General features: G+C 60.4%; 23 protein-coding genes. 2 read left to right on the top strand and 21 right to left on the bottom strand.

The window, feature by feature from the left end; genetic code table 11:
- Nucleotides 1–2: 2 nt before the first annotated feature.
- The 15 genes from J2754_RS14155 to J2754_RS14085 all read right to left on the bottom strand — a co-directional run bounded on the left by J2754_RS14155 (nucleotide 3) and on the right by J2754_RS14085 (nucleotide 17,883).
- Nucleotides 3–572: a hypothetical protein gene (locus J2754_RS14155; protein WP_123124779.1), complete on the bottom strand. Its 570-nt coding sequence runs from the start codon at nucleotides 570–572 to the stop codon at nucleotides 3–5.
- Nucleotides 569–937 (bottom strand): ribbon-helix-helix domain-containing protein, encoded by a 369-nt coding sequence (locus J2754_RS14150; protein WP_094530930.1) that lies wholly within the window; start codon nucleotides 935–937, stop codon nucleotides 569–571. The genes J2754_RS14155 and J2754_RS14150 overlap by 4 nt, the downstream gene beginning before the upstream one ends.
- 92 nt (nucleotides 938–1,029) lie before the next feature.
- Complete coding sequence (locus J2754_RS14145; protein ID WP_123124780.1) at nucleotides 1,030–1,359, bottom strand: DUF8158 family protein; 330 nt, start codon at nucleotides 1,357–1,359, stop codon at nucleotides 1,030–1,032.
- A 6-nt stretch (nucleotides 1,360–1,365) separates the two neighbouring features.
- Nucleotides 1,366–1,716 carry a DUF8105 family protein gene (locus tag J2754_RS14140; RefSeq protein ID WP_123124781.1) on the bottom strand — a complete coding sequence of 117 codons (351 nt, stop codon included), beginning with the start codon at nucleotides 1,714–1,716 and terminating at the stop codon, nucleotides 1,366–1,368.
- A gap of 155 nt (nucleotides 1,717–1,871) precedes the next feature.
- Complete coding sequence (locus tag J2754_RS14135) at nucleotides 1,872–2,198, bottom strand: DUF7558 family protein (RefSeq protein WP_123124813.1); 327 nt, start codon at nucleotides 2,196–2,198, stop codon at nucleotides 1,872–1,874.
- Nucleotides 2,198–2,506: a DUF8069 family protein gene (locus tag J2754_RS14130; RefSeq protein WP_425351000.1), complete on the bottom strand. Its 309-nt coding sequence runs from the start codon at nucleotides 2,504–2,506 to the stop codon at nucleotides 2,198–2,200. The genes J2754_RS14135 and J2754_RS14130 overlap by 1 nt, the downstream gene beginning before the upstream one ends.
- A gap of 464 nt (nucleotides 2,507–2,970) precedes the next feature.
- Nucleotides 2,971–3,903, bottom strand: a complete 933-nt coding sequence (locus tag J2754_RS14125; protein ID WP_123124783.1) for a hypothetical protein — start codon at nucleotides 3,901–3,903, stop codon at nucleotides 2,971–2,973.
- An 86-nt stretch (nucleotides 3,904–3,989) separates the two neighbouring features.
- On the bottom strand, nucleotides 3,990–6,005 hold the full coding sequence (locus J2754_RS14120) for a hypothetical protein (RefSeq protein WP_211087833.1): 2,016 nt from the start codon (nucleotides 6,003–6,005) through the stop codon (nucleotides 3,990–3,992).
- 39 nt (nucleotides 6,006–6,044) lie between these two features.
- Nucleotides 6,045–10,415: a type IV secretory system conjugative DNA transfer family protein gene (locus J2754_RS14115; protein WP_123124785.1), complete on the bottom strand. Its 4,371-nt coding sequence runs from the start codon at nucleotides 10,413–10,415 to the stop codon at nucleotides 6,045–6,047.
- Complete coding sequence (locus J2754_RS14110; RefSeq protein ID WP_211087832.1) at nucleotides 10,408–12,495, bottom strand: VirB4 family type IV secretion system protein; 2,088 nt, start codon at nucleotides 12,493–12,495, stop codon at nucleotides 10,408–10,410. The genes J2754_RS14115 and J2754_RS14110 overlap by 8 nt, the downstream gene beginning before the upstream one ends.
- On the bottom strand, nucleotides 12,492–13,505 hold the full coding sequence (locus J2754_RS14105; RefSeq protein WP_211087831.1) for a TraC-like domain-containing protein: 1,014 nt from the start codon (nucleotides 13,503–13,505) through the stop codon (nucleotides 12,492–12,494). The genes J2754_RS14110 and J2754_RS14105 overlap by 4 nt, the downstream gene beginning before the upstream one ends.
- A gap of 6 nt (nucleotides 13,506–13,511) precedes the next feature.
- Nucleotides 13,512–14,885, bottom strand: a complete 1,374-nt coding sequence (locus J2754_RS14100; RefSeq protein WP_211087830.1) for a TrbL/VirB6 family protein — start codon at nucleotides 14,883–14,885, stop codon at nucleotides 13,512–13,514.
- Nucleotides 14,878–15,555 carry a hypothetical protein gene (locus J2754_RS14095; RefSeq protein ID WP_342590130.1) on the bottom strand — a complete coding sequence of 226 codons (678 nt, stop codon included), beginning with the start codon at nucleotides 15,553–15,555 and terminating at the stop codon, nucleotides 14,878–14,880. The genes J2754_RS14100 and J2754_RS14095 overlap by 8 nt, the downstream gene beginning before the upstream one ends.
- Nucleotides 15,556–15,779: 224 nt before the next feature.
- Nucleotides 15,780–17,435 carry a DUF8186 domain-containing protein gene (locus tag J2754_RS14090; protein ID WP_211087828.1) on the bottom strand — a complete coding sequence of 552 codons (1,656 nt, stop codon included), beginning with the start codon at nucleotides 17,433–17,435 and terminating at the stop codon, nucleotides 15,780–15,782.
- A gap of 25 nt (nucleotides 17,436–17,460) precedes the next feature.
- Complete coding sequence (locus J2754_RS14085; protein WP_004594540.1) at nucleotides 17,461–17,883, bottom strand: hypothetical protein; 423 nt, start codon at nucleotides 17,881–17,883, stop codon at nucleotides 17,461–17,463.
- A 139-nt stretch (nucleotides 17,884–18,022) separates the two neighbouring features.
- Between J2754_RS14085 and J2754_RS14080 the strand changes: the two genes are divergently transcribed.
- A complete protein-coding gene (locus J2754_RS14080) occupies nucleotides 18,023–18,226 on the top strand; it encodes a hypothetical protein (protein WP_211087827.1) in 204 nt (67 codons plus the stop codon).
- Nucleotides 18,227–18,246: 20 nt separating this feature from the next.
- Here the strand turns inward: J2754_RS14080 and J2754_RS14075 are convergent, their stop codons facing one another.
- The 4 genes from J2754_RS14075 to J2754_RS14060 form a co-directional block, all read right to left on the bottom strand.
- Nucleotides 18,247–18,471 carry a hypothetical protein gene (locus tag J2754_RS14075; RefSeq protein ID WP_245333058.1) on the bottom strand — a complete coding sequence of 75 codons (225 nt, stop codon included), beginning with the start codon at nucleotides 18,469–18,471 and terminating at the stop codon, nucleotides 18,247–18,249.
- A gap of 705 nt (nucleotides 18,472–19,176) precedes the next feature.
- Nucleotides 19,177–19,359: an exodeoxyribonuclease VII small subunit gene (gene xseB / locus J2754_RS14070; RefSeq protein WP_211087825.1), complete on the bottom strand. Its 183-nt coding sequence runs from the start codon at nucleotides 19,357–19,359 to the stop codon at nucleotides 19,177–19,179.
- 3 nt (nucleotides 19,360–19,362) lie between these two features.
- Nucleotides 19,363–20,415, bottom strand: a complete 1,053-nt coding sequence (gene xseA / locus J2754_RS14065; RefSeq protein WP_211087824.1) for an exodeoxyribonuclease VII large subunit — start codon at nucleotides 20,413–20,415, stop codon at nucleotides 19,363–19,365.
- Nucleotides 20,416–20,490: 75 nt separating this feature from the next.
- Nucleotides 20,491–20,658 (bottom strand): DUF1931 domain-containing protein, encoded by a 168-nt coding sequence (locus tag J2754_RS14060; RefSeq protein WP_211087823.1) that lies wholly within the window; start codon nucleotides 20,656–20,658, stop codon nucleotides 20,491–20,493.
- A gap of 136 nt (nucleotides 20,659–20,794) precedes the next feature.
- Between J2754_RS14060 and J2754_RS14055 the strand changes: the two genes are divergently transcribed.
- Nucleotides 20,795–21,088 (top strand): PadR family transcriptional regulator, encoded by a 294-nt coding sequence (locus tag J2754_RS14055; RefSeq protein WP_092893800.1) that lies wholly within the window; start codon nucleotides 20,795–20,797, stop codon nucleotides 21,086–21,088.
- 118 nt (nucleotides 21,089–21,206) lie between these two features.
- On the opposite strand, the gene J2754_RS14050 is transcribed toward J2754_RS14055, so the two are convergent.
- Both J2754_RS14050 and J2754_RS14045 read right to left on the bottom strand, forming a co-directional pair.
- Complete coding sequence (locus tag J2754_RS14050) at nucleotides 21,207–21,596, bottom strand: SHOCT domain-containing protein (RefSeq protein ID WP_211087822.1); 390 nt, start codon at nucleotides 21,594–21,596, stop codon at nucleotides 21,207–21,209.
- 30 nt (nucleotides 21,597–21,626) lie between these two features.
- Nucleotides 21,627–22,193, bottom strand: coding sequence for a DoxX family protein (locus tag J2754_RS14045; RefSeq protein WP_211087821.1), 567 nt, complete (start codon nucleotides 22,191–22,193; stop codon nucleotides 21,627–21,629).
- Between the last annotated feature and the right edge of the window lie 20 nt (nucleotides 22,194–22,213).

Here is a 22,213-nt window from a genome sequence, read left to right as displayed (position 1 = left end):
AGTTACTCCTCTAGAAGCGCCACTAGCTGGGCGACGTATGGGCTGTTTTCCCAACTGCGATGCGGGCTAATCGTCGTGATCAGCGTTCGCGCCTCTTCGGGGCTCAGATGTCCGTTCCGAGCGTAGTCGACGATGAGCCGCGGCGTCGGGACGATCCGCGGGCCCTGTAGCACGGCGTGAATCAGTGGGAAGTTCGTCCCGCCGAACTCGTCGGTGAGAAACCCATCGACATAGAGCGCGTTCGCGAGGACGATACCGTCGGTTTCGCCGTCGTCGAGCCCGAACGTCGGCCGCGAGTCTGATGTATCCTCGCGCTCGTACGGGTCCGTGACCGTGTAGTAGCTGCGGGCCGCGAGGACGTTGTTCGCAGCCGCGGCGTGGATGTCTTGGTACTGCGTGATGTCACGGAGTTCGGCGACCACTTCTGGCGGTACGAACACCTCACACGAGGTGAGCAGATACTGGAACGGGTCCGGAGTGTTAGTGTCGACGGCCGCGTCGGCTCGGGGAACCGCGAGACTGACGAGCGCACTAGTGTCGGCGACGACCGTACGCAGTCGCCGGCCGCTCATCGCTCGTCGTCGGCTGCGGTATCGACCGCCGTCGCGTCGCCATCGTAGACGTCGACGTCGTCGGGGGCAGCAAGATCGAGTGGTTCATCCTCGAGATCCGCTTTGAGAAGCCGGAGGCGCTGGGCAGTCTCGGCGCCGACTAGCTGTTTGACCGTCTCGAACTCAAGCTGGTCATCGTAGTACTTCGTCGCGACGAGTTCCTGGAACGTCTCGCTGTCGGCCGTATCTTCGATGTACTCACGAATCGCCTCGACAAGCAGATCCGTCCGATCCTTGTCGAAGAGCTCCGCGATCGCATCCAGCCGGTCGACGAGATACTCCGGCGACTGGAAATGGACCCGTCGCGGATCATCACTAGCGCTCATTCTATGTGCAAGTTCTGCACATAGAGTGATAACCGTTTCGGCGTTTGCACAGAGCTTGCACATCAGGGCTCTGACGGGACCGTCCCGTCAGCTCAGCCGTCGTCCTGTGCGTTCAGCTCCTCGAGGAACCAGCTGGCTGCCGTCCCGATCCGAACGCCGTCGACGTTGCGCATCTCAAGGCCGTTCGTGGCGGTTCGAAACGGCTCGTCGTCGACGAGGATGCGGTGGATGACTGTGTGGACGGGATCGGTCCCGTAGGTATCAATAACGGTCGCCATCGTCCTGTCGAAATGCGCATCTTCGTGCTCGGTTCGCGGGTTCTGCGCCCGTTGGACCACGAGGTCGACCACATCGTCGACCGATGCGTGCTCGGGATCTCCGGTTTGCTCACGAACGTTATAGTTGGCCTCTCTATCAGGCATTGCGAGTCACTCCACCACGTCGTCCGAATCGGTCCTCGCCGGGTCGGTTGCTCGTTGCCGGCGGATTGCCGCCAGCGTCTCCTCAAGCGTGTCCACACTCCCGATCGACGCGAGCTCATCGGTAATCTCGTCGATGAGTCCGGCTCGCTCGACGGCAGTCTCGTCGCCGGCGGTCGTGTCGATCGATGCGACGCGAAGCGCCCGCGTTTCGTGCCAGCCACAGTCCCAACAGTCTCGGGTCACCTCGATCTGCTCGTCCTCTTCGGCTGCGAGGACGGCGTCGGACAGCGACGTCGAAAGCGGCCGGTCCGGTCCGACCTCGAGGGTGACTGGGGACCCGCACGCGGGGCAGTCCATAGGTATCCCGAGGAGCGCACATCTGTTGAAGATAGCGGAGCGACGGGACAGCGACACATCCAGCGCTGCTAAGGCCGTGGAGTGGGACAGCTACGGGCAACTGTGGACCTCCCCCCTGGTCGCCGTTCAACTCGTGTCGACGATCGCTCGGCGGATCACTCAGGGACGATGTGCGCCTCGAGGTCGCGCGTCCAGTACGTTGCTGGCCCATTTGGACTACACCGCGCACAGACCTGTATCGGGCCTTCGAGATGACCGAGTTCGATCCGAAACCGTGTCAGCGCTGCGAGCGCGTCGACGACGAGGCCACAGCTGTCACAGGCGTAGCGATCACGCTCATCGGGATCCGGCGTCTCCTGAATCGCACAGTCGACGCAAATCGGGTGGCTGACCCGCTCTTCCTTCCCCCACGTGTAGGCGATCCCAGTCTCTATCCTTGGTGGAGCCTCGCAGAAGGCACAGCCCGCCAGCGTCTGCTGCATCATTCGTCTGCCTCGCCGGCGTCGTGGGCGGCCATCCAGCCCGTGTGGAAGACGGCGAGCTGCTGCATCGATTCGAACGCTGTGTCACTGGGCTCGTGAACGAGGAGCCGCTGGTCGACGACCGGTGTGACCGTCCCGGCATCGAGTAGCTCTCGAACCAGCTGGCGGGCCGTTTCGTCGTCGAGATCCGCCGTCGATGGTGACCGCGCATCCTGATCCTGAGCGAGCAATTCTGCTTCGAACCGTTCGTGATCGTCTGCCGTATCGTCGTATCTATCCGGACCAGACATACGAATCAGGGGCAGCACAGGAACCGCCCCGCACCCCATTCTGGGGCACAATAAACAGTCGCCACAATCATCCATTCTCAGGCAGGATGTCAACCTGCTCCCTCACCCTCCACGCTCCACGCCATCGTCCGGGTGGCAGCCCGGTCACGCTTGGCCTGCGGCCTGGCACCTCGGCCCTGTTGGCCACGAACATAACTTTGGGCCGCCACCCCCACTATATATCGGTTGATTTCCTGCTGTCTAGTGGCCGAGTTCGCCTCCAAATCGCAAGACAGCGAAACTTGACACCAGATTCCGTGGACTGTCCGGGAAGCTCCTTGTTCGCGATTCTGGTGTCTAGTGCTGCCGTCTGTGGTTTTGTGGCTTCAGCAGGCTTAGATTCTACTCAGTGTCTAGAACGGGTTGATACTGGTGTCAGGCTGGGAATTCAGATCTGATTATTTTCTCTTGAGGTGTTGGTAAACTATTTCCTCATAACGAGCCTAATTCCCCTCTGGTTTGGACTCCTCAAACCTGGATTCAAACTCAAACTGTTGGTGTAGAATAGTGAAACTATCTCCTTGACGGACTTCGTTCGAACCGAATAACAGCTCGATATCTTCACCGATTTTCTGTGTCCGGTTCTTATCGAAAATGTTGTACAGCAACTTCAGCGTCAGTGATGAGAAAGCGATACATCGCTCAACATCAACAGTGTGTACTTCAAGTGTAACGGGAGTTCCAGGTTCGTCGTCATTGCCGGTTTCCATTCGCCAGAAATCAAATTTCCAATCGGCGTCCATCTCAGTATATCCTTCACGAAGTGCATCAATATCGGTCTCCACGTTGATTAAGTCGCTCTCAAACAGCCAGGTAGCATGATCCCACTCAAAGGGAAGGATGCGGAACCCATGCTTGAAATCATTCATTAGCGTCCCGATCTCATTCCAATAGTTCAGCACCGCGTTGCAGACGGCCATATACCCTTTTGGATCATAGAGCGTCTCGATATGCTTGGCATCTTCATCGAATCGAGCTGGGCATCCAAGAAATTGGTTGACAAAGCCTGTCTCGTAATCGACGTTCTCTTTCCATCCTTCGGGAAGATCTAATGTGACATAGCCCTCTGGTTGCTCAAGAAGCACTTCGATAAAGTACCTAGTTTCGCCGTTTTCCGTACGTTTCAGCGCCTCTAACGTATCATATATATCTGGTGTATACAGTTCGTCTTTGACCGCATACCAGGGATTCTTCGGCCGGCGCATCCTCGCCGAAAGGACCGTCGCAAACGTGTCCGCTAGATGTGAGTGGATGAACAACGCATCCAGCGCGTCATGAGAATTCCCCAGCTCCAGCTTATTGATTCGTCGCTTCCAGTAGGTGAATGGGTAGGCCTTCCGCCAGATATCGCCTACAGTAGGTTTTCCCCGTGTCATAGGGTGATTTTCATGTAGTGATACTGAAAGCGTTCTGCCACAGTGGGGAGAATTAGCATAGAGTTCTCAATTGCTATACCTCTGGTCTATCCATCGAACGAAACGAACCGTCGCGCCCTGTGAAGTGGGGACTGGTCCTCGTCCCGATCTTCTTGATTCGGTTCTCGCTCGAACTCGCGTTCTTCGAGAGCAGCCTCCAGTCGGTCACGTTCGGAGCGGACAGTGGCGAGCTCGGTTCGGAGCTGGTCGACCTCCGCTTCCAGACCCTCGATTCGCTCCAATTTCTCCTCCAGTTCGGACTCGAGACGCTCGACCTTTGCTGTCAACAGACGGTTCTTTTCGCGAAGGTGAGCTCGATTCAGGTCACCAGGTCGCTCGTCGCTCGCCGGGGCATCGGTGGGTGAATCCGATTCATCGTCAGCTGTGTCCTCCTCGGGCGTGACTTGCTCTCGCCCGTGGTTCAGGCCCGCGTCTTCGATGGCTTCCAGCGTCTCGTTGTAGGTTTCGTAGCCGGGGAACCCCTCGTAGGTTCCATCCTCTCCCTCCCGATCGACGAACGCGTCCTCGGGACACACCTCAAGCGCGACAGCCGCCTTCCGAACGGCCCAGAAAGGCATCTGGTCGTAGGTTCCGCCGTCAACACGGTCTGAGCCGGCCTCCGGAATCCACACCGGAATGTCGTAGCCGGCGCTCCGCAGTTCGTCGACGGCAGCCCAGTAGTCCTCCCCGTCGAGGTCCGCATCGGCGTCGGAGATAATCCCCGTCGCGAGCGCCATCAGCTTCGCCAGCCCGCCGCCGGCGTTCACCTTCGAATCGCCGAAGGTGTTGGCCTGCTCGTCGACGAAACAGGACTGTCCGCTCTCGCTGTGGCGCCAGCACGGGTCGAACTGCGGCCGCGGCTGGTTCGGATCCGTATCGTAGGCATCGCTCGCGTAGTGGCGGGCGATCTCGGCGATGTCGATGTTCTCGACGGCCTCGTAGACATCTTCTTTGAACGGCGTAATGGGCCGTCCTTCGAGGGCGCCTTCGAGTTCTGCCAGCCGCTCCTCACGTCGCTGGAGCGCGGCTTCACGCTGTCGCTGTCGCTCCCGTTCCCGCTCGCGCTCCGCTTCGACCCACGCTTCAAGCGTGGTCCGCCACCCGTCGTGGTCCTCGTAAAGTTCCGGCCAGAGCGTCGCGACCAGCGAGTCGACGCAGTTCGTGTGCTCAACCCGTGTGAGGGCATCGGCCCAACTGACCGCCTGCTCGATGAGTGCATCGTCAACGGTCTCGAACGGACGGAGCTCGTAGCGGACGTCGTCGGTCGCGATGGGCGTGACGACGGCATCGTGGTCGGCGTGTACCGATAGCGGCGGCTTATACTGGCGGTTCTTGTTGTTCACCCAGTCGGGCTGGATGACGTCGCCGGCGCCGTCGATGCGCTTGTTCACGCGGGCCTCTGCCTCCTGGAGCCACGCGTTCGAGCGGTCGAGAAACTCGTCGAACACCCGTTGGAGCGCATCCGAATCATCGCTGAAGTGATCCGCAATCGGGAGCGTGGCCTCCGGAGCTCCGAAAATGTACGCGCCCCCGACGGAGTCCAGCGCATACACAGCGTCTCGCGTGCCGTACAGCGTTGCATACTCCTCGATGTAGGCCTCGAGGGTCCGCTCGACGAGGGTACGCGTCTCGGCATCGAGGTCGCCACGTTGCGGCTTGATATCGTCAGCGAGGTCAATATCGCCCCAAGCGGGAACCGCCCGGAGGTCGGCATACCCGGGTGTCGGGGGCTCATCCTGCCAGACGGTCGTCCCCTCGGATTGGTCGTACCGACAAGGTTCCCACCGCTGGAAGGCCGACGCCGTCTTGTAGGTGGTGACGGCATAGAGGGTCCGTTCGAGGCGATCGTGAATCTCGTCGTAGTCACGATCGAGACGGGCAACCCGCCCGCGCTGGGGGTATCCGGCCTTGATCGCCTCGACATCGTCGTGGTCGCGTTTGATGTACCACCCGACGAAGTCGTTCAGCCCGATGGTCGGGTAGTCGTTGACGGTCGCCAACGCCTCGTAGACGGGGTTGGCGCGACGGTAGTGCTCGTGGATGGCTGCTTCGGAGAGCGTCATCTCGTGTACTCCTGCACCTCCTGAGCGGGAGCGAAACGACTACGCACTGGCATCGCTCGATTCCTCCTGGTCGCCGGCGTCGGCCAGTTCGATTCCAACGTAACAACGTCGCGTCTGGCCGTCCAACCATTTCTTGTCACGCTCGAACTGAGTGTGGTCGCGAAGCGTCCGTGTGAACCGGTTTTTCGGCTTCACCTCGTACTCTCCGGCCGCCGCATACTGCTCGTACGCATCGTATACATCGGCGACCGCGACGACCCCGTCGTCGGATTCGGTGAGTCGGTCTCGGACGAATGCTTGGATGCCGAACGGATCGTTCTCGTGGTCTTCCTGAGTCATGGATTGCTCGTCGGCAGGTTCGTCTGGCTCCACACCTGCCAGATGGAGTTCATTATTTTTGATCGCCTCTGTGAGCGCAGCGAGGTCTTTGGTCGCGTCAGAGTCCGGGGTGTAGAGCTCGAGATTCTGCTCATCCCCGATGACGCCTATCGCATACGAGTCATCCGTGTACTCCGGAACGGGTAGGTCGGTACTGGGCAAGAACGGGCGCTTGACAGGCACCCAGTCCGCTTCGAACGCCTCACGTGACTCGTAGGACTCGGGCAGTTCTCCTGGCCTAAAGACGGTGTATGACTCGCTCTCGGCGTCGTAGCTGTATGTCGCCGGGAACTGATCTTTTGACACAGCGTCGAAGGAGTCGATCCGGGCGTGTTGGTCTCCGGCACTATCCTCGAGGACGAACACACCGTCCCGCTCGAACCAGCGGGTGTGGCGACTACCACCGATGGCCGGTCGGACGGCCGTCACCCCGTCCGCGGCTCGCGCACCGCCGTTGAATTTTACATTGTGGTTCATCGTATACAGCCGCGTCTCACCGGATGAGAGCTGATTTCGCGGCTCATCGAGAATCTTCGCAAGCCGGTCGGCAATCTCGGCGGCTGTTTGATCGTCGTGGTCTGCGACGACGAACAGTGGGATTCGCTCCTGTTCCTGGGCTTTCCGGAGGTTCGAGAGGACTTTCGCCGGGCGAACGTGGGTGGTTGTTTCGACTTCGACTTGGAGCTCCCGGTCGAGGTCCGCATGCGTCGCGATGGCGTCGGGACGGGACTCCCCGTTCTGATCGAGGACCTCCACGGAGAATCCCGCCGCTGCGAGCGCACGCTCGACCGTTTCGAGGACTGCATCGTGGTGCTCGCCCCCGCCGGTCGGTGACGTCGACGTGTCGGGCGTGGCTGCCTCCTCACCCTCGTCTGTGAGCCGACACTGCACCGACGATCCCCCGTCCTGGAGGTCGACCTCGATGAGCGAGGATGCCTCCCGCACCTCCGGCAGCGTCTCGTAGCCCTGAGCCTCGATGGTGTCCTCCTCGATGCGCGAGAGCAGTTCCTCATCGACGTCCTCGACAGACACCCAGCCGTTCGTTTCGCGGACGTCGTTCGACAACTGGACAGCGCGGATCGCCCGGGCCATCGCGACTTCCAACGGCAGATCGTCGGCGTTCTCCAGAGCGACGTCAGTCGCCGCGTCACGGCTTTCCACGGTCGTGCCGCCGGCGACCCCGTACTCCTCGCGGGTATGCTCGTGAACAGCCTCCAGGGCGTCTTGGAACCGCTCTTCCTGCGCCCCAGTCAGAGGCTGCTCGCTATCAGGATGCCCAGGCGGAATCGGGAGGGGTTCGATACTGAACGGGTCGGGGCCGGTTTCGCCGAACTCTGGGCTCGGGAGCTGCGCGATCCACTCGCCACGCGGGAGCGAACTGATCCGATTCTTGAACTCGACGGGATCCATTGCCTCGTGTGAGAGTGCCTCGGCAATGTCGGCGTCGACGGCGATCTTCCCGACGAGCGGACTGCCGATGTTGTTCAGAACGTTCAGGTAGACCTCGCGGTTGCCGGCCTCCTTCATCTGCTCGGGGAACTGCGTCACGAGTTCGATGGATAGCCGGAACTCCCGCCCCTTTTCGAGCAGCGTCGTCAGTGTATCCGAGACGACGACCGATGACGCTTCGTCGATGAGCAGGTTCGCCACGTAGTCGTCCGGCTTGCGGGCCAGTTCGTCGCCGTCGCGACGCTTGACAGCGTCATAGAGTTGTGTCAGGATGACGCCGGTCATCACCCGGGCAGCCTCGTCGCGAAGATCACCGAGGTCGAAGATGACTACCTTGTCCTCGTCGAGGAGGTCACGGAAGTCGAATTGCGACTGGGTATTGTTGAAGATCCGGCGGAGGTGGGCGTCCTGCGTGATGTAGTCCATCCGGTTGCTGATGCCGCTCACGACGTTCGAGAACGTCGCCGGGTTCGAGCGCAGGTGACGCTCCAGTTTCCCCGCGACTTGCGGGTCGCTAGCTCGCGGTGCATCTTCGGGTGTCGAATCTGGTGGCCCGGCGGCGTGGAACTGGGTCACCGCCTGCTCGAACTGGTCGTGGGTGAAGTAGTTCGTATCCTGCCGGAAATGTCCGTTTTCGAGGCCGTACTCCTCGTCGTACATCGCCTTGATGAGGTACTTGATGAGCGTCGGCGAGGCGATGGCGTCCTCGTACCGCTCCGGCCCCATCACGAGCTTGATGAGCTCCTCGTAGTGGTCGGCCTTGTCCTGGATCGCATCGACCCGGCGGACCCCATCCTCCAGCGCCGGCGTGATGTCGAAGAACGCGAAGCCAGGCAGGATGTCGGGCACCGAGAAGTGGAGGACGTTCTCTTCGAGATCCTCAGTTCCGAACCGCTTCCCGTGAGCCCGCATATAGTTCTCGGGGAGGTTCCCGCCCTTGGAGTCGATCAGGAATACGGGGCCCGTGGTCTGGTCGTACAGGGAAAGCGCGTCGTTGATCAGCGCGACCGATTTGCCGGCGCCGCTCTTCGCGAACCGGCCGACGTGGAACGGGAGGAGATGCGGCGGAATCCGCATCGGCTCCGGCGTAGGCGTGCCGTCCTCCCCGAGACCGCGGCCGATCGCCATCCCCGAGTCCGTGAATGCATCCATGTGGTCCTGCGCTGGGAGTGGCAGGGGCGTCCGGCTCTCGGGTTCGGCGTCGGACCCCCGCCCGCCCTCGGTCGTGAGGTCCGTCGCCGGCGGAACGACCACGAAGTTCGCCAACTCAGCCGGCCCGAGGACGAGATCGGGGCGGGTCTTCCGCCAGTCGCTCTTGGTAGCCAACGTAGCGTTGAGGACCCGGTCGGCGTGCTTCTTGGCCCGCCGCCCCTTTCGAAGCCCACGGCGGATGCGCTTCGGTCGGAGCCGATAGTGCGGCCCGTTCAGGTGATCGAATACCGACCCGATATCGTCGAGACGATGGTCAACCCGCTCTCGTTGTCGGTCGGAAGTCACGAGCGAAAGCGCCCGCATATTCACCGTGAACGTGTGCTGTGGCTCCTTCTCGTCGATAGCCTCCACTCGCTCCCGCCCACCGATGTCGAGATACCGACGCTGTCGCCCGGTGTTCGACGGACTCTGTGGTTCGTTCTCCGTGTTTCCGAGGAGTTCTCCGAAGAACCAGTCGACGACTCGATCTTCGCCTTCCCGGAGCTTTCGCTGGCGCTCTCGTGCCTCGTGCGTCCAGTCCGATTTTCGCTGAAAGAGTACCTGGAAGGCGATCGGGTGTTCGGCCCGGGTCAGCTGATCGATGAGTGACGCGAGCGGGGCCCGAGCGTGATCGTCATCGTCGTCTTCCGTATTCGTGAATTGGGGTAGTGTCGTCATCCAGTCTTCCCGCCGAGTAGCCTGCCCGTGCCAAGTGATTCCGAGTGGGATCGTCTCGTCGACGGTCGGGTCCGTGTGCGCCGGCTGGTGATCGGCATCGAGTTCGGAGTCGGACGGACCAGCCGCTGTGGACTCGTCATTCGAATCGGCCTCAAACAAGACTTCATCCTCGTCCTGCGACGTATTGCTCTCCGACAGTACACTTCCGCCATCACCGACCGGTTCCTGCCCCGTCGAATCGAAGAGAGTCACGGGCTTTGAATCCGAATTCGGGTCTCCGGAGGATTCCTCAGCTGTCCCGGGGTTCATTCCGTGGCTATCGTCACCTCCGGCACTGTGGTCCTGAGACGGATCTGCAGTCGATGGGAGTAGCTTCGCTTCCAAGTCAAGGGTGACCCGCTCGAACGTGACGGTCGGCGGATACAGCGTCCGGAGGCGTTCCTCGAAGGCATCTAACCGGCGGTCGGCCCCGTAATAGAACTCGACCGGCTCGTCTGCCCCCTCACTCACTGCGAGGAACTCGAACACCGGTGGCGGATCGCCGAAGGGACCGATACTTGCGAGAAGTCCGTCGTTGCCAGCCCCAAGGCCGTGGAGGCCGGCCAGTTGACGGACTACGGTCTCCGGCGCGAGATCGCTCCGGGAGGGAGTGATCCGGATGTACTCGTCGCCGTTAGCCACTGCCGGGAGTTCTGATGGGGTCTGCTCAGTCATCCTCCTGAGAGGTAGTGCTAGTTGGTTCACCGCCGTCGGCACGCGTGCCGGCGGGTTGGCTATCTGGATTCGTCACGCTCGTCGTCGGTTCGGGCTCGAGCTCGGCCACGTCAGCAGCGCCGCCGTCGATGACGTGAGCCTCGTAGTCACTCGCTCGAATCCGAAGCGGGAACCAGCCCTCCTGGTCGATACCGACCAGCGCTTCCGAGTAGCCGTCCTCGTCCTCCCCGGCCTTCGCGGAGGTAACCCAGTTCACCTGCCGCTCGCTGAGGTCGAACCACTTGGCAATCTTCTCTTTCTCCTCGTTGACGCGGTGGAGGACGGTGAGCGAACAGAGGTTCGCGATGGTTCGTGCCTCCGGCGTCAGCGCGAATTCACCCCCCGTTTGCGTGATGAATTCGAGACTCAAATCGAAATGCCGGCTGTGCCGGACGGCCGTCTCTAGGAAGTCCAGCGAGACGGCGTCGTTCATCAGGTAGTGCGCCTCGTCGATGCAGAAGACGACGCGCTTGTCGGTCTGCTTGACCCGCTCGTAGACGCTGTTGAACAGCACCTGCATCATCAGGCTGGTCTCCGCCCGGCCACGGGTCCCCTCCTCCTGGTGGAGATCGAGGTAGATGACCTTCGAATCGAGGTCGAACTCCGATGGGCGAGCCAGATTCTCGAGTTCACCGCCTTCGCGGAACGACGGTCGGAGGTCCTTGAGTAGCGACTGGGCATCGGACTGGACAGCTTCCTGCTCCCCATCCGTGACGTACCCGTACTCTTCGGGATCTTCCACCATTTCCTCCAGAACCGTGATGACGTCGTGGATGGTGGGCGAGTCCCGGGTGTGCGTCTCTGGGTCGCGGGTGATCCCCCGCTTCTCGTAGGCTTCCTGGACGGCCCGCCGGAGCGTCTGGTTGCGCTCGCCGAGTGGGTGGTCCGCGACGTGCTCGAAGAACGTCGCGAAGAAGGTCATCACCCAGTTGATCTGCTCGCCCCACGGGTCGATGTCGTCGACTTCCTGTAGGACGTGGTCGGGCGTCGGTTTGATTTCCAGCGGGTTCAGCCCCCGCCGGCCACCGACCGTGATACGCTCGCCATTGAGCGCCTCGTTGACGCCGGCGAACCCCCGCATCGGGTCGAGCATAATGACGACCGTATCCTCGTCGAACATCGCCCGCCGCACCAGCCGGAGCTTCGTCGCGAAGGATTTGCCCGCGCCGAGCCGGCCGATAACCATCATACAGTAGCCGGTTTGCCGCTTGAAGCGGTCGAGGATGAGCGGGCTCGAATTCAGCGCGTACGTCCCGTACTCGATACCAGGTTCTGCAAACGCCCCGGAAACGAAGGGGAACATCGCGCCGACCGCCCCACCGAGCATCGGCGTCTTGCTGTCCAGCGTCTCGTTGAACTGATCGAGGGCGATGGGGCTCGCCGACGTGAAGGTCTTCAGCTGTGACCACCGTGGCGTCACCGGCGTCAGATTCGCGGGGGCCTGTCGGGCTGTCGTCGATACCGACTCGGCGTCGATATTCTCGCGGTCGTCGCCCCGGACCGTGAGATACATCGAGACGTCGAACGCCTGCATCGTCGTGTTCCGGAGGACGTCGTACATCTCCTGGTGGTCCTCGAGGTCTTTCTCGACGCCCCGGGCGCTCGCACGGTGTTTCTCGGTCAGGTACTCGTAGTCGGCTTCGAGGTCCTCGATCTTGTTCTCCAGCGAATCCAGCGTCTCTCGCGTGTCGCGAGGGTCGATGTGGATGCTGACATCGGTCTGCTGGGTCTCGGCGGCTGCGTACAGCTTTTCGAGGAAGCCGTCCATCGGCGCATCGGGGTACTCGCCGACCCACAGGCTTTGTGCCCACTGGGTGTCGGTCCTGAGAGCGCTGGGTGTTCGCTCGATACTCGACGGCGAGACGACGGTCTGATGGATCTCGGGGATGCCGTCGACCGCCTCACCGTCGGCCTCGTAGTCCACGGTGAGCTGTGGCTCGCCATCATCCGCCCCATCTCCGTCGGGGGTCTCGTCTGCGGTCGCCTCGTCGTCAGTTTCTGAACTATCCGAGCCGGTGAAGGGCAGCAGGTTTCCAATCATGGTTTGGTGATGACGGGGGACGTGCGGAGCACCTGTTCAGGGTCGCCGTACTCGATTTCCGTGCCGGTCCAGTATTCCGCGATAAGGCGGGTGAGTTCGGCCGCATCGACGGGGCGCGTGTCACACCCCTCGATGCCGCGGAGGCCGCGCTCGACCCGCCGGCGCCGCTCGTCCAGTTCCTCGAGCATCGCGGCTCGCTCTTCCTCCTCCGGCGGCGCCGTGACAATCTGGACGAGGATGCCCAGTACGGGGATCCCAGCGAGCTTTTCGAGGAGGCTGGCCCGTTCGTATCGGACCTCCTCAGGTCGCACCGGAATCAGGACGTAGTGGTCGCGAATGGTCATCTGCCGCTGCGCCAGCTCCCGGTCGTACCAGTCGACGTAGTGCTCGATGAGCGCCTGGAGTTTCTCGTTCGATTTGACGTCCGGGTCGCTCAACCTGTCTTCGTAGCGACCGACGTACTCGTCGGCGGGGAACGCCTGCGTCGTCGAGTAAATCTGGATCGGGAACTCGACGGTCGTATTGACGAAGTCCTGGAAGGCCTCCGCCTTCTGGGCCCACTCCTCGTCGGTCGCGAGCGCCATCGTCGGTGGCGACACCTGAACGGCTCCGACAAGGGCCCGATCCGTCCGCTCGATGGCGTTGTGTCGCGGGTAGACGCGCTCGACGTGGGTGTACTCCTTCGCTTCCTCGTGGGCGATCTCTGTCTCGCTGCGATGGAAGTTCACGAATAGGCCGAGCCAGTCGAGACTGTTGGTGTAGCCTGGCGTGAGGTAGACGAACAGCCCACCGAAGGCGATCGCAATCGCTGCGAGTGGGATCGTGAGGGCGGACACCGGAATGCCGCTAACGGTGAGTGACGGTGGGATAACGACCTGCGTCACCAAGACTACCAGTACGCCGGGAAGGCCCGCGACGGCGAGGTCCGTCAGCGAGTACTTCCCGAGGAACTGGGTGTCGGTACCGAGCGACTTCGGAATTCGTTTTGCGGGGTCAGTTGCGGAGCTCATGGGTTGTTAGTGGATGTAGCGTGGCGGGTCATCTGCTGAATCTCGATCCCGGTTCCGAGTCTGGGGGTCCCGGAACGCATCGTCTCGATCGAACTCCTCGCTTCCATCGTTCCCACTACTATCCTCGCTGGTGGTGGAGCCGGCCGTAGAACCATCACTTCCGCCGTCGAGGTCTCCGCCTCCGCTGTTTCCTCCCCCTCCACCACTGCCGTCGGTGAGCGCTTCACGGAGGCGAGAGCCAGTCGTATTGAGTCGTTGGCCGGTAGAGTGGGCTCTCGAATCACCAGAGTTCAAGACGTATTGGCCACCGCTCTTGACTGCGGGCTCATCGCGCACTCCTCGAACGAAGTTTCTCCCACCCTGTTTGGCCGATTGGACTTGTTCACGCCCTCTAGACAACCGACTACGGGCCTTCTCAGCAGACATATGTCTGGCCGCCCTGTCGGCGATGAAGAACAACGCCCCGGCCTGCCAGAACAAAACAAACGGAGAGGCAACGGCGAGAAGCGGGATAACGAGTGCCGTCAACCAAGCCCCGAACTCACCAGCTGAGGGGCCGAAACTCGTTCCCAAGATGTCCCCGAGACGGAACAAGAGAGCAACTGGGACCGTCATAAACAGGAAGGGGACATAGAACCCGGCCAACTTCTTCATGAATTTCGAGACTAGGGCGAACGGCCCGACGCCAGGGATCCAGAATACAATGAGTAGTGGCATCAGGAACACGAATAGGTAGAGTGCCAACTGTCTCGCGAGGTAAATCAGGCCGATCAACACGAATAGGAGCAAATTCGTTGAGAGAGCCACGACCGTGCCGAGCACGCCCATCCCAGTGAACGACAGCGTCTGGAATAGCGAGATCTCTGACACCGAGGGGACGAGGAACCCAGCTAATGCATCCATCAACCGCAACGATAGCGCTGCGATCCACCACCACGATAGAATACCGAGAAGTCCGGCGAAGGCGCGTTTCTTGAGCTTCGAACGGTGGTATCCGTTGAACAAGTGACTCGTCGATTCAAGGAATATGACAATGCCGATTGAGAGGCCGTACAGAGATAGCGAAAGCGGGATGATCATCTCCCAATAGTAGTCGTAAATTCCGGGCCACGCTGCGTTCGTCGGCTGATTGAACACCGAATCTGGATGGGGAGTACCCACCACTGTCCGCAAGACTGCATCACCGTGGTTCTCGATGACGGTCTCTATGGGGCTGAAGAGTATCTCAAGGAGTTCTTGGATAGCGTTGATGATAATGTCTCCAAGGGCACCGCCATCGCTGCCCCCGTCACTTTGAGCTAAAACCGGAGCAGTGCCCGTACTCAGTAGCCCGAAGAAGACGACGATAGAGCGAATGAGGAATCGAACGAGACTACGCATTGTCTCCACCCCCGTCCAGTAGTTCAATCTGGACGTCTTTACACGGGTGTTGGATCGCGCCTTGGTCGTTGATGTGGTATCCACCGGACAGTTCCGCCCGAATTGGTTGCTCAATATCCCCGTGTGGGGTCTGAACAACGACGGTTAATTCTGCAGTATCACTCTCACATGAGACATCGTCGTTGTCATCGATGACGAGAACACCCCGTTGTTTCAGGAATTCCCGTTCAGTACCGGGGCTGAGGAATTCTTCGCTCGCCTCTGGACGCTCGAACGTTGTATCAGCAACGCCGTCTCCTTCGATGACCTCAGGTGCGTTCCGATACGGCGCATTCCGGAAGCCAATATTATACACCCAAGAGGGGGCAGTACCGACGTTCTCGACCGTCACAAAGAGCCGACCGCTACTGTAGCCATCATCTTCATCGAACTCCGGCTCGACATCGACGATCTGGATATCGGGCCGAAGCTCCAGCGACATCGACTCAGACGACTCCCCGGTAACGGCGACTAACTCGTACTCGCCGGCAGAGTACGTCCCACCAGTCTTGAAGACGATCTGTATTTCGACTCCTGTAGCTCCCTGTGCAACGGTTGACTGTTCGAACGTAGTACCATCTGGGCCAATCAGATTGAGTTGGTCGACATCGTGATCATCAGCCAGCGTCACCACAAGGTTGGGTCCCGCGAAGCTGATTTCCTCAAATACCGAATCTGTAGACGGCGACGTTGAGGACGAACCTGTTGGGGATTCAGTCTGGTTGCCGGGACCATCGGTTCCGGAACACCCTGCTACTCCTGTAAGCAGGACTGTTCCAGACGAAGCCAAAAGACGGCGTCGACTAATCCACCGTTCCGAATTCCGGTCATGGGATTCTGAATGTTCTCTGATCATTATAGTGACCTCCACGGGGGCCAGATACGCCACCCTGTAATCCGATCGATGAAGAACACTGCAAGGAGGAACAGCGAGACGGGAACGCCGATCCGGAACAGCGTCGACACCAGCTGGAGCACTGAGCCTTGCAGCAGGACGGTATCCGAGTCGCCGGTATAGCCGGGAGGATTGAGCCACCAGTGGCCGGGTTCGTATCGGGCCGACACACCGCCAGGGGAACGTTCAATCGTCGTCGTGACGGTTCCGTTCCCGGTCGTGTTCACCCGCTGCCCGTTGACGACAACGTAGCCGTCCCGTTCGCCGGTATTGATTGGTGCGTCGGTATTCGCGTTCAGGAGCGTCACCCGGACGGTGACGGTGTCTTCGGTCTGGTTCACCACCCCAAGGGTGAGGTTGCTCTCGTCAATCTGGATTCGAGCGAACTCATCGCCGGGCCGTTCCGCCTCAACCCCTCTGACGAGTCCCCACGCACGGACGGTTTCGGGCTGTTCGTCGGTCGTGGCTCGCGTCGCGATGCCGTAGCTGGCCGTGTACGGCTCCGTGAGAATGTCCAGGTGAACGTTCGACGGGAGCGTCGGCGGCGACGTCGACGTCCCGTACACATCCAGTATCGTCACGTTCCGGCGGGGCGACGGCGTTGGCCCCGTCTCGATGGGGTACGCGTTCACCTGGAGTGGATGGAGCGGTGAGTGGGCGGTCCGCTGTCCGTCGTCCGAGCTGTAGACCAGCGTATCCCAGTCCTTGTCTCGGGCTGAGTAGAACCGCCAGACACCTCGGACATCACCGTTGGGCAACTGGTAGCCGAGCCACGGCTGGTTCTTGTAAACGACGAGGCCGAGATCACCGTTCGGATACTCCGCGATGAACCCTGATACCGCGAGGTCGTACTTCGTGACCTCAAGGGAATCAGTCACCGTGACGGTCTCGGTCGGGTATGAAACGGAACTCTCCCAGTTGGTGCAGTCGCCCTCGTCGTTGTGGGCGGTACAAACTTCGACCTCCTTCCGAAGCCGGACCGAGATGTTCGCCTGGAGCGTGAGCTGATGGTCTTCGCCGGCGTACCCATCCAAGGAGTACGACAGTGCCGGCGTGTGGGAACCGCCAGCCGTCGTCTCTTCGTCGCCGTCGACGAGGAGTCTCGTCTCCTCAACCTGGTGGCTCTCCAGACTCCAGTAGACGCGTCGATCGCCGGAGGTGTCGTCAGGCGGCACTGCCACCCGGTAGTCGATGGTGCCGCGGAGTGTCCCGTCTGGAGCGACGTAAAGCGGCTGTCTGGACGACGAGAGGCGCGCTCGGGTGGACGGCTGGACGGCGAACACCTCAGTATAGGCTTCCTTGATGAACTGGTCGCTGGTGAGGTCCGCATCTGGTGGATGGATCGACACGGAGCTGTTGGTCGCCGGGAACTCCTGGTGGTCGCCCCGATTCCATTGCTCGACCGCCCGCGGGGGCGAATCGAACGGGACATCGGTCCCCTCGCCAAGCTGCTCGACCGCCGACCCGTTACTCAGATTCGCACCGTCGGTCGCACCGTCTTGATCCCCCGACCACAGTTTGTGAAAGGTCTCCTCCGGGACGCCGTGGTCAGTACTATTCGGGGGATGGGCGCCCACTGGAACGGCGGCTGTCGATGCGACGAGGACGGCGGACATGACGAGTGCGAATCCTGTTGCGTAGTTAGAACCCACAACTCGTGCCACCGACCACGATGTTGTTCAGGATGAACTGGACGATCTCCGTCCCGAGGGGGGCGACGATCACGCCCCAGAGCAGGCCCTGATTCCGGACAGATTTCATCTCCTTCTTCCAGTCCGAGCGACGGGTGAACGGGATCGCCACCGTCGCGCCGAGCGCGAGGACGCCGCCGATGAGCGGCCCACCGAACTGGATGATAGTGAAGATGTTCTGGATGGTATCGGCCATGTTCGAGTCGCAGAATGCGCTCCCTGGATCCGACTGTGCGGCCGCCGTCCCTACGAACAGGATCAGCGGGAGGAGCGCCAGCAGGATCGGGCCGATGGACCTGTGGATGATCCGAATGACGGACGTCGATTCCTCAGTACTGGCCGGCGTCTCGCCGGAGGGGACCTTAGCACACATCGTTTGTGGGAACGGATAGCACGACTAAAAGAGGTCAGAAAATTTGAATGAATTTGGAGATCTTCAAAGTTCTCCAAGTTCTCTAGAGAAGTTCTCATTCTACTGGGATATATGCGACCGCATAGCTTGGGTCGAACTAATGTCAGACGCAGACACAGCGACCAGCGCCAGCAACTCCGGCTCGGATGTTAGCGACGATGTGGCCCGAATCAATATGCGAATCCCGCAGGACAAATACGAGTGGTTACAGGAAGAACTCGACTCATTCACGAGTGATACAGGCCGATTCCAGTATCTCATCCAATTCTATTCCGACCACAAAGAAGACGACGCCGACTGCTGATCTACGACCCACAGGGCGACTTAGACCTGCAGCGGAGCAACGATGAGAAGCGGGCAATCCTCGCCCTCGAAATAGTACTGCTTTACCGTCGTCGCGTCCTCGAACTCGTCCGCATCCTCGGGAAGGGTGATCGTGCGGGCGCTGCTGTGTTCGTGGATCGAGTAGATGCCGAGTTCGGAGAGGCCCTCGCACTCGGCGGGATCCAGTTCTCTACTGACCGCCTCCAACCACGCTTCAATTGACACGGAGGACCGCTCGTCCGTATCAGGTTCACGGGGGGTACTGCGGGGACTGGCTTGTGCCATGATACATTTGCACATACTTGCGTCTTATCTACTAAATACTGACGGCCAGTGAATTTCTTAAAATCTGACTATGTAACTAATGAAGTGTTTGTCTGACGGAGACCGAATACACGTTAAGAAACGCTATTCTGAGGCGTTGAGACACGCTTGGATATCAGCAGCTGTCGGAAAAATCAAAATCACGAGGGGAACGGCGACAAGCGACCACCCGACTGGATCCAGCTGTGGAATCGGATACGATGATAGATAGACTATGATTCCGAGTACGACAATAGGGGTATAGAGGAGAGTCGGTGCGATCGAACCGAGTCGGATAGCGACTGTCGGAGCAGACGGGGCGTAAACGGCGTCGACGTATGGGCCACGTCGATTGACACCGAACGAGACCGATTCCGCATAGAGACTGTGGGCGGCGTAGTGTGCGGACTCGTGGAGGATCCACGCCACACCACACGCGAGTAGGTAGACGCCGAATATCAGAGCCGTCTTATGGAACATTGGAATTTTCGCCGAACGGTTCGAGATGGGAGCACATCGCAGTTAAGCCTGAAGGGTAGCCGTGGTCAGCGACCTTAACCAACAAACTCGTGATCAACGGAAGTCTGTTGGTTAACGGAGAGAGACAGTCGATACCGTTGCCGTTCCTCATTCGATCTCGATGACCTCGCCCTGGCCTTCGTGGAGTCGCTCGCGGATTTCAGTCAGTAACTCCTGCCCTTCCTCGTACAGCTCACTCCCTTCATCAAGTGATACCTCATTCGCGTCGAGTTGATCGATAATCTCCTCGAGGCGGTTCATCCGACTCCTGATATGCGAGTCTTTCGCCATCGCTTAGATCACCCCCAGCCAGAGTGCGGTAATGAGGAGCAACAGCACCAGCAGCACGACAATTGCGGCCTTGTAGTAAACCGGCGACAGACCCTCAGGCGCGGTCGCCTCTTCGACTGCCTCGGCCAATTCCTGTTCGTGTTCGTGCTCCTGTTCAAAGGTCTCGTACGCAGCCTCAAGCTGTTGCTCAAGGGGGTCAATATCGCTAGCAAGGAAGTCATTCCGAGACTTCACGATGTATTCGCCGGCCGCTGTCGGTGTGATCGCGGCCATATCCGCTACCCGATCCGCGATTAGCCGGTCGTCAGTATGGCCAATTGCCGTGACGATCGGGGTGTTCGCGGTGAAGATCGCTTCCGCGACCCGCTCGGTGTTGAACGCCTGAAGGTTCGAATCGCTCCCACCGCCGCGGCCGACGATAATCGAATCGACGTCCTCGGAGCGGTCCAGATGGTGAATCCCATTCGCGATAGACGTCGGGGCCTCTGACCCTTGGACGGTCGCATCCTTCACCAGGATGTCGACGGTAGGGTCCTGCTCGTGGATCGCGCTCTGGATGTCGTAGCGAGCGTCGCCCCGGAGGGACGTGACGACGCCGACCCGCTCCGGGAACGCCGGCGGGCGCTGTTTCTGCTCGTCGTCGAACCAGCCACGCTCTTCGAGTTCGCTTCGCAGTCGCTCGACAGCAGCTGCTTGGTCGCCGTCGCCGACGACGATCACCTCCCACGGCTTGAGATCGATTTTCCCGCCCTCTATCCAGTAGTCGATATCGCCTTCGAGGATGACCTCGGTGCCGTCCTCGAGGTCGGCGTCCATTTTCCGATAGCGGTTCGCCCAGATCATACAGGGGAGCTCGGCCTCGCCGTCGGTGAGCGTGAAGTAGAGCGCCGTACTGTTCTTGTGGAGGTCAGTGACCTCTCCGATACAGCGGACGCCGTTGAGGGCAGGCGTGTCCTGGACGACCGACGCGATCCGGTCGTTCAGCTGGGACACGCTAAGGACTTCTCTCGCATCGGGTTCGACCGCCTGCCGTTCGGTATCCGGTGCGTCCGCCATCTCCGTTTCCTAACTTCTGAACAGGAACCTCAAAAAGCTACGTTCGAGTGCCGGGTTTGGCTGCGTTACGCAGGCCTACAGGTCGCGGGGCTGGACCGTTTTCCGGTCGTTGGCCTCAGCACGCTCTGCGGCGTCGTCGAGCAGTTCGGCGACCTCTTCGTTGAGGGAATCGTAGAAATCTGCCGAGACGTTGTGGTCCGAGAGTGCGTCCTTCACGGCTGCTTTGACGATTAGGTCAGACATTCCATCGCGGACTTCTCTTGTCCACTATATAAAGGTTCGAAGTTCTCACGCAGGGTTCTCGCCTCGTCGTATCGAATATTGGCCTTCGAGCACCAGAGAGAACATATGCCACCCCTCAAAGATAGGGAACGGACGGATGCACGATCTAACCGGGTTCCAGCGGGATATCTTGTACGTGATCGCCGGGCTTGAGGAACCACACGGGCTCGCAGTAAAGGCCGAACTCGACGACTACTACGAACAGGAGATCAACCACGGCCGGCTCTATCCGAATCTGGACACGCTCGTCGAGAAAGGCCTCGTCGAGAAAGGTGAGAAGGACCGCCGGACGAACGTCTATACGCTCACGCGCCGCGGCCGCCGTGAAATCGAAGCTCGCCGTGAGTGGGAGCATCAGTACATCGAGATTGGAGAGTCTGCGCCTGCGTAGGTTCTCTCGTACAGATCAGCTACTCCAATGTCCATGAATTATCTGAAAATCCGCGATGGGTGTGATTTCCATCTCGGAGGATGTCGGTAGTAGCTCTCCTCTTCGGTAGCGACGTATGTTAGCGATTCGCCGCGAGGCGGCCACGGCGGCGTTCGAATTCTTCGTCGTCGATCTCACCGCGGGCGTACTGCTCACGGAGAGTCACGAGGGCTCTATCCTCGGCGGGTCCGTCAGCCTGAGATTGGGTAGCCAGCCAATAGACGAGATAGATGGGTAGACCAATGATGAGGGCCATCCAGAGGATGCCGAACAGCATCATGCCCCATCCCCATAGCCCCCAGCCGGTCATGTGGCCGTCGTCCCACATTCCGTAGTGCCAGTCCCACATCACCGCGTCCGGGACGGCTGCGTGCGTCAGGGCCATACCCCCGATAACCGCGACCGTCAGCGCACCGACGACGATCAGTCCGAGGGAACGAGTACCGCGTGGTTGAATTGAGTTTGTCATGTATATTTCTCCTGAAATGGTTCGGCGTGGTTAGCCGAGGATGTACTCGAGGACGGGGTAGCGCTCGACGAGCGCCTCGCCGCCGACCTCGTACTGTTCGATGTACTTGTCGAGCCCGAGGATGCGGCCCGCACCGAACGCCGCAACCGCGAGGAACACGAGCATGTACGCGAAGTCGCCATTGATGACGCCGTGGGCGATGTCCCAGTTCCCGAAGTAGAACATGACCATCATGAGCGCGCCGAAGAACGCCGCGAGGCGGACGACAGCGCCGACGAGCAGTCCGAGACCGATGAACAGCTCGCCCCACGGGACAGCTACGTTCGCGAACTCGACGAACCACGGGGTCGAACCCATCCACGCGAACATTCCCGCGAGGGGGTTGCCGTTGGTCGCCGCGACGTTCGCCAGGTAGCCACCCGCCGAGAACGGCTCGGCAGCCACGATCTTCGTGAATCCCGAGTACGCGAACGCGTAGCCCATCATGAGACGTAGCGCGAGCACGAACCACGCGCTCAGGCTGTGGACACGTCCACCGACGGTCAGTCCGCCGACCTTGCTCTCAAGTTGGTTGACGCCAGAGTTGATCGTAGACATTGTTACTTCACCGAGTGAGT

The organism is Halarchaeum nitratireducens, assembly GCF_017874695.1.
Taxonomy (GTDB): domain Archaea; phylum Halobacteriota; class Halobacteria; order Halobacteriales; family Halobacteriaceae; genus Halarchaeum; species Halarchaeum nitratireducens.
Note: the sequence above shows the minus strand (reverse complement) of the source record. Positions and strands in the feature narration are given on the sequence as shown.

Excerpts from the sequence above, each read along its gene's own strand:
- J2754_RS14155 (WP_123124779.1), bottom strand. The coding sequence starts at position 572 with ATGAGCGGCCGGCGACTGCGTACGGTCGTCGCCGACACTAGTGCGCTC.
- J2754_RS14150 (WP_094530930.1), bottom strand. The coding sequence starts at position 937 with ATGAGCGCTAGTGATGATCCGCGACGGGTCCATTTCCAGTCGCCGGAG.
- J2754_RS14145 (WP_123124780.1), bottom strand. The coding sequence starts at position 1,359 with ATGCCTGATAGAGAGGCCAACTATAACGTTCGTGAGCAAACCGGAGAT.
- J2754_RS14140 (WP_123124781.1), bottom strand. The coding sequence starts at position 1,716 with ATGGACTGCCCCGCGTGCGGGTCCCCAGTCACCCTCGAGGTCGGACCG.
- J2754_RS14135 (WP_123124813.1), bottom strand. The coding sequence starts at position 2,198 with ATGCAGCAGACGCTGGCGGGCTGTGCCTTCTGCGAGGCTCCACCAAGG.
- J2754_RS14125 (WP_123124783.1), bottom strand. The coding sequence starts at position 3,903 with ATGACACGGGGAAAACCTACTGTAGGCGATATCTGGCGGAAGGCCTAC.
- J2754_RS14120 (WP_211087833.1), bottom strand. The coding sequence starts at position 6,005 with ATGACGCTCTCCGAAGCAGCCATCCACGAGCACTACCGTCGCGCCAAC.
- J2754_RS14115 (WP_123124785.1), bottom strand. The coding sequence starts at position 10,415 with ATGACTGAGCAGACCCCATCAGAACTCCCGGCAGTGGCTAACGGCGAC.
- J2754_RS14110 (WP_211087832.1), bottom strand. The coding sequence starts at position 12,495 with ATGATTGGAAACCTGCTGCCCTTCACCGGCTCGGATAGTTCAGAAACT.
- J2754_RS14105 (WP_211087831.1), bottom strand. The coding sequence starts at position 13,505 with ATGAGCTCCGCAACTGACCCCGCAAAACGAATTCCGAAGTCGCTCGGT.
- J2754_RS14100 (WP_211087830.1), bottom strand. The coding sequence starts at position 14,885 with ATGCGTAGTCTCGTTCGATTCCTCATTCGCTCTATCGTCGTCTTCTTC.
- J2754_RS14090 (WP_211087828.1), bottom strand. The coding sequence starts at position 17,435 with ATGTCCGCCGTCCTCGTCGCATCGACAGCCGCCGTTCCAGTGGGCGCC.
- J2754_RS14085 (WP_004594540.1), bottom strand. The coding sequence starts at position 17,883 with ATGTGTGCTAAGGTCCCCTCCGGCGAGACGCCGGCCAGTACTGAGGAA.
- J2754_RS14080 (WP_211087827.1), top strand. The coding sequence starts at position 18,023 with ATGTCAGACGCAGACACAGCGACCAGCGCCAGCAACTCCGGCTCGGAT.
- xseB (WP_211087825.1), bottom strand. The coding sequence starts at position 19,359 with ATGGCGAAAGACTCGCATATCAGGAGTCGGATGAACCGCCTCGAGGAG.
- xseA (WP_211087824.1), bottom strand. The coding sequence starts at position 20,415 with ATGGCGGACGCACCGGATACCGAACGGCAGGCGGTCGAACCCGATGCG.
- J2754_RS14060 (WP_211087823.1), bottom strand. The coding sequence starts at position 20,658 with ATGTCTGACCTAATCGTCAAAGCAGCCGTGAAGGACGCACTCTCGGAC.
- J2754_RS14055 (WP_092893800.1), top strand. The coding sequence starts at position 20,795 with ATGCACGATCTAACCGGGTTCCAGCGGGATATCTTGTACGTGATCGCC.
- J2754_RS14050 (WP_211087822.1), bottom strand. The coding sequence starts at position 21,596 with ATGACAAACTCAATTCAACCACGCGGTACTCGTTCCCTCGGACTGATC.
- J2754_RS14045 (WP_211087821.1), bottom strand. The coding sequence starts at position 22,193 with ATGTCTACGATCAACTCTGGCGTCAACCAACTTGAGAGCAAGGTCGGC.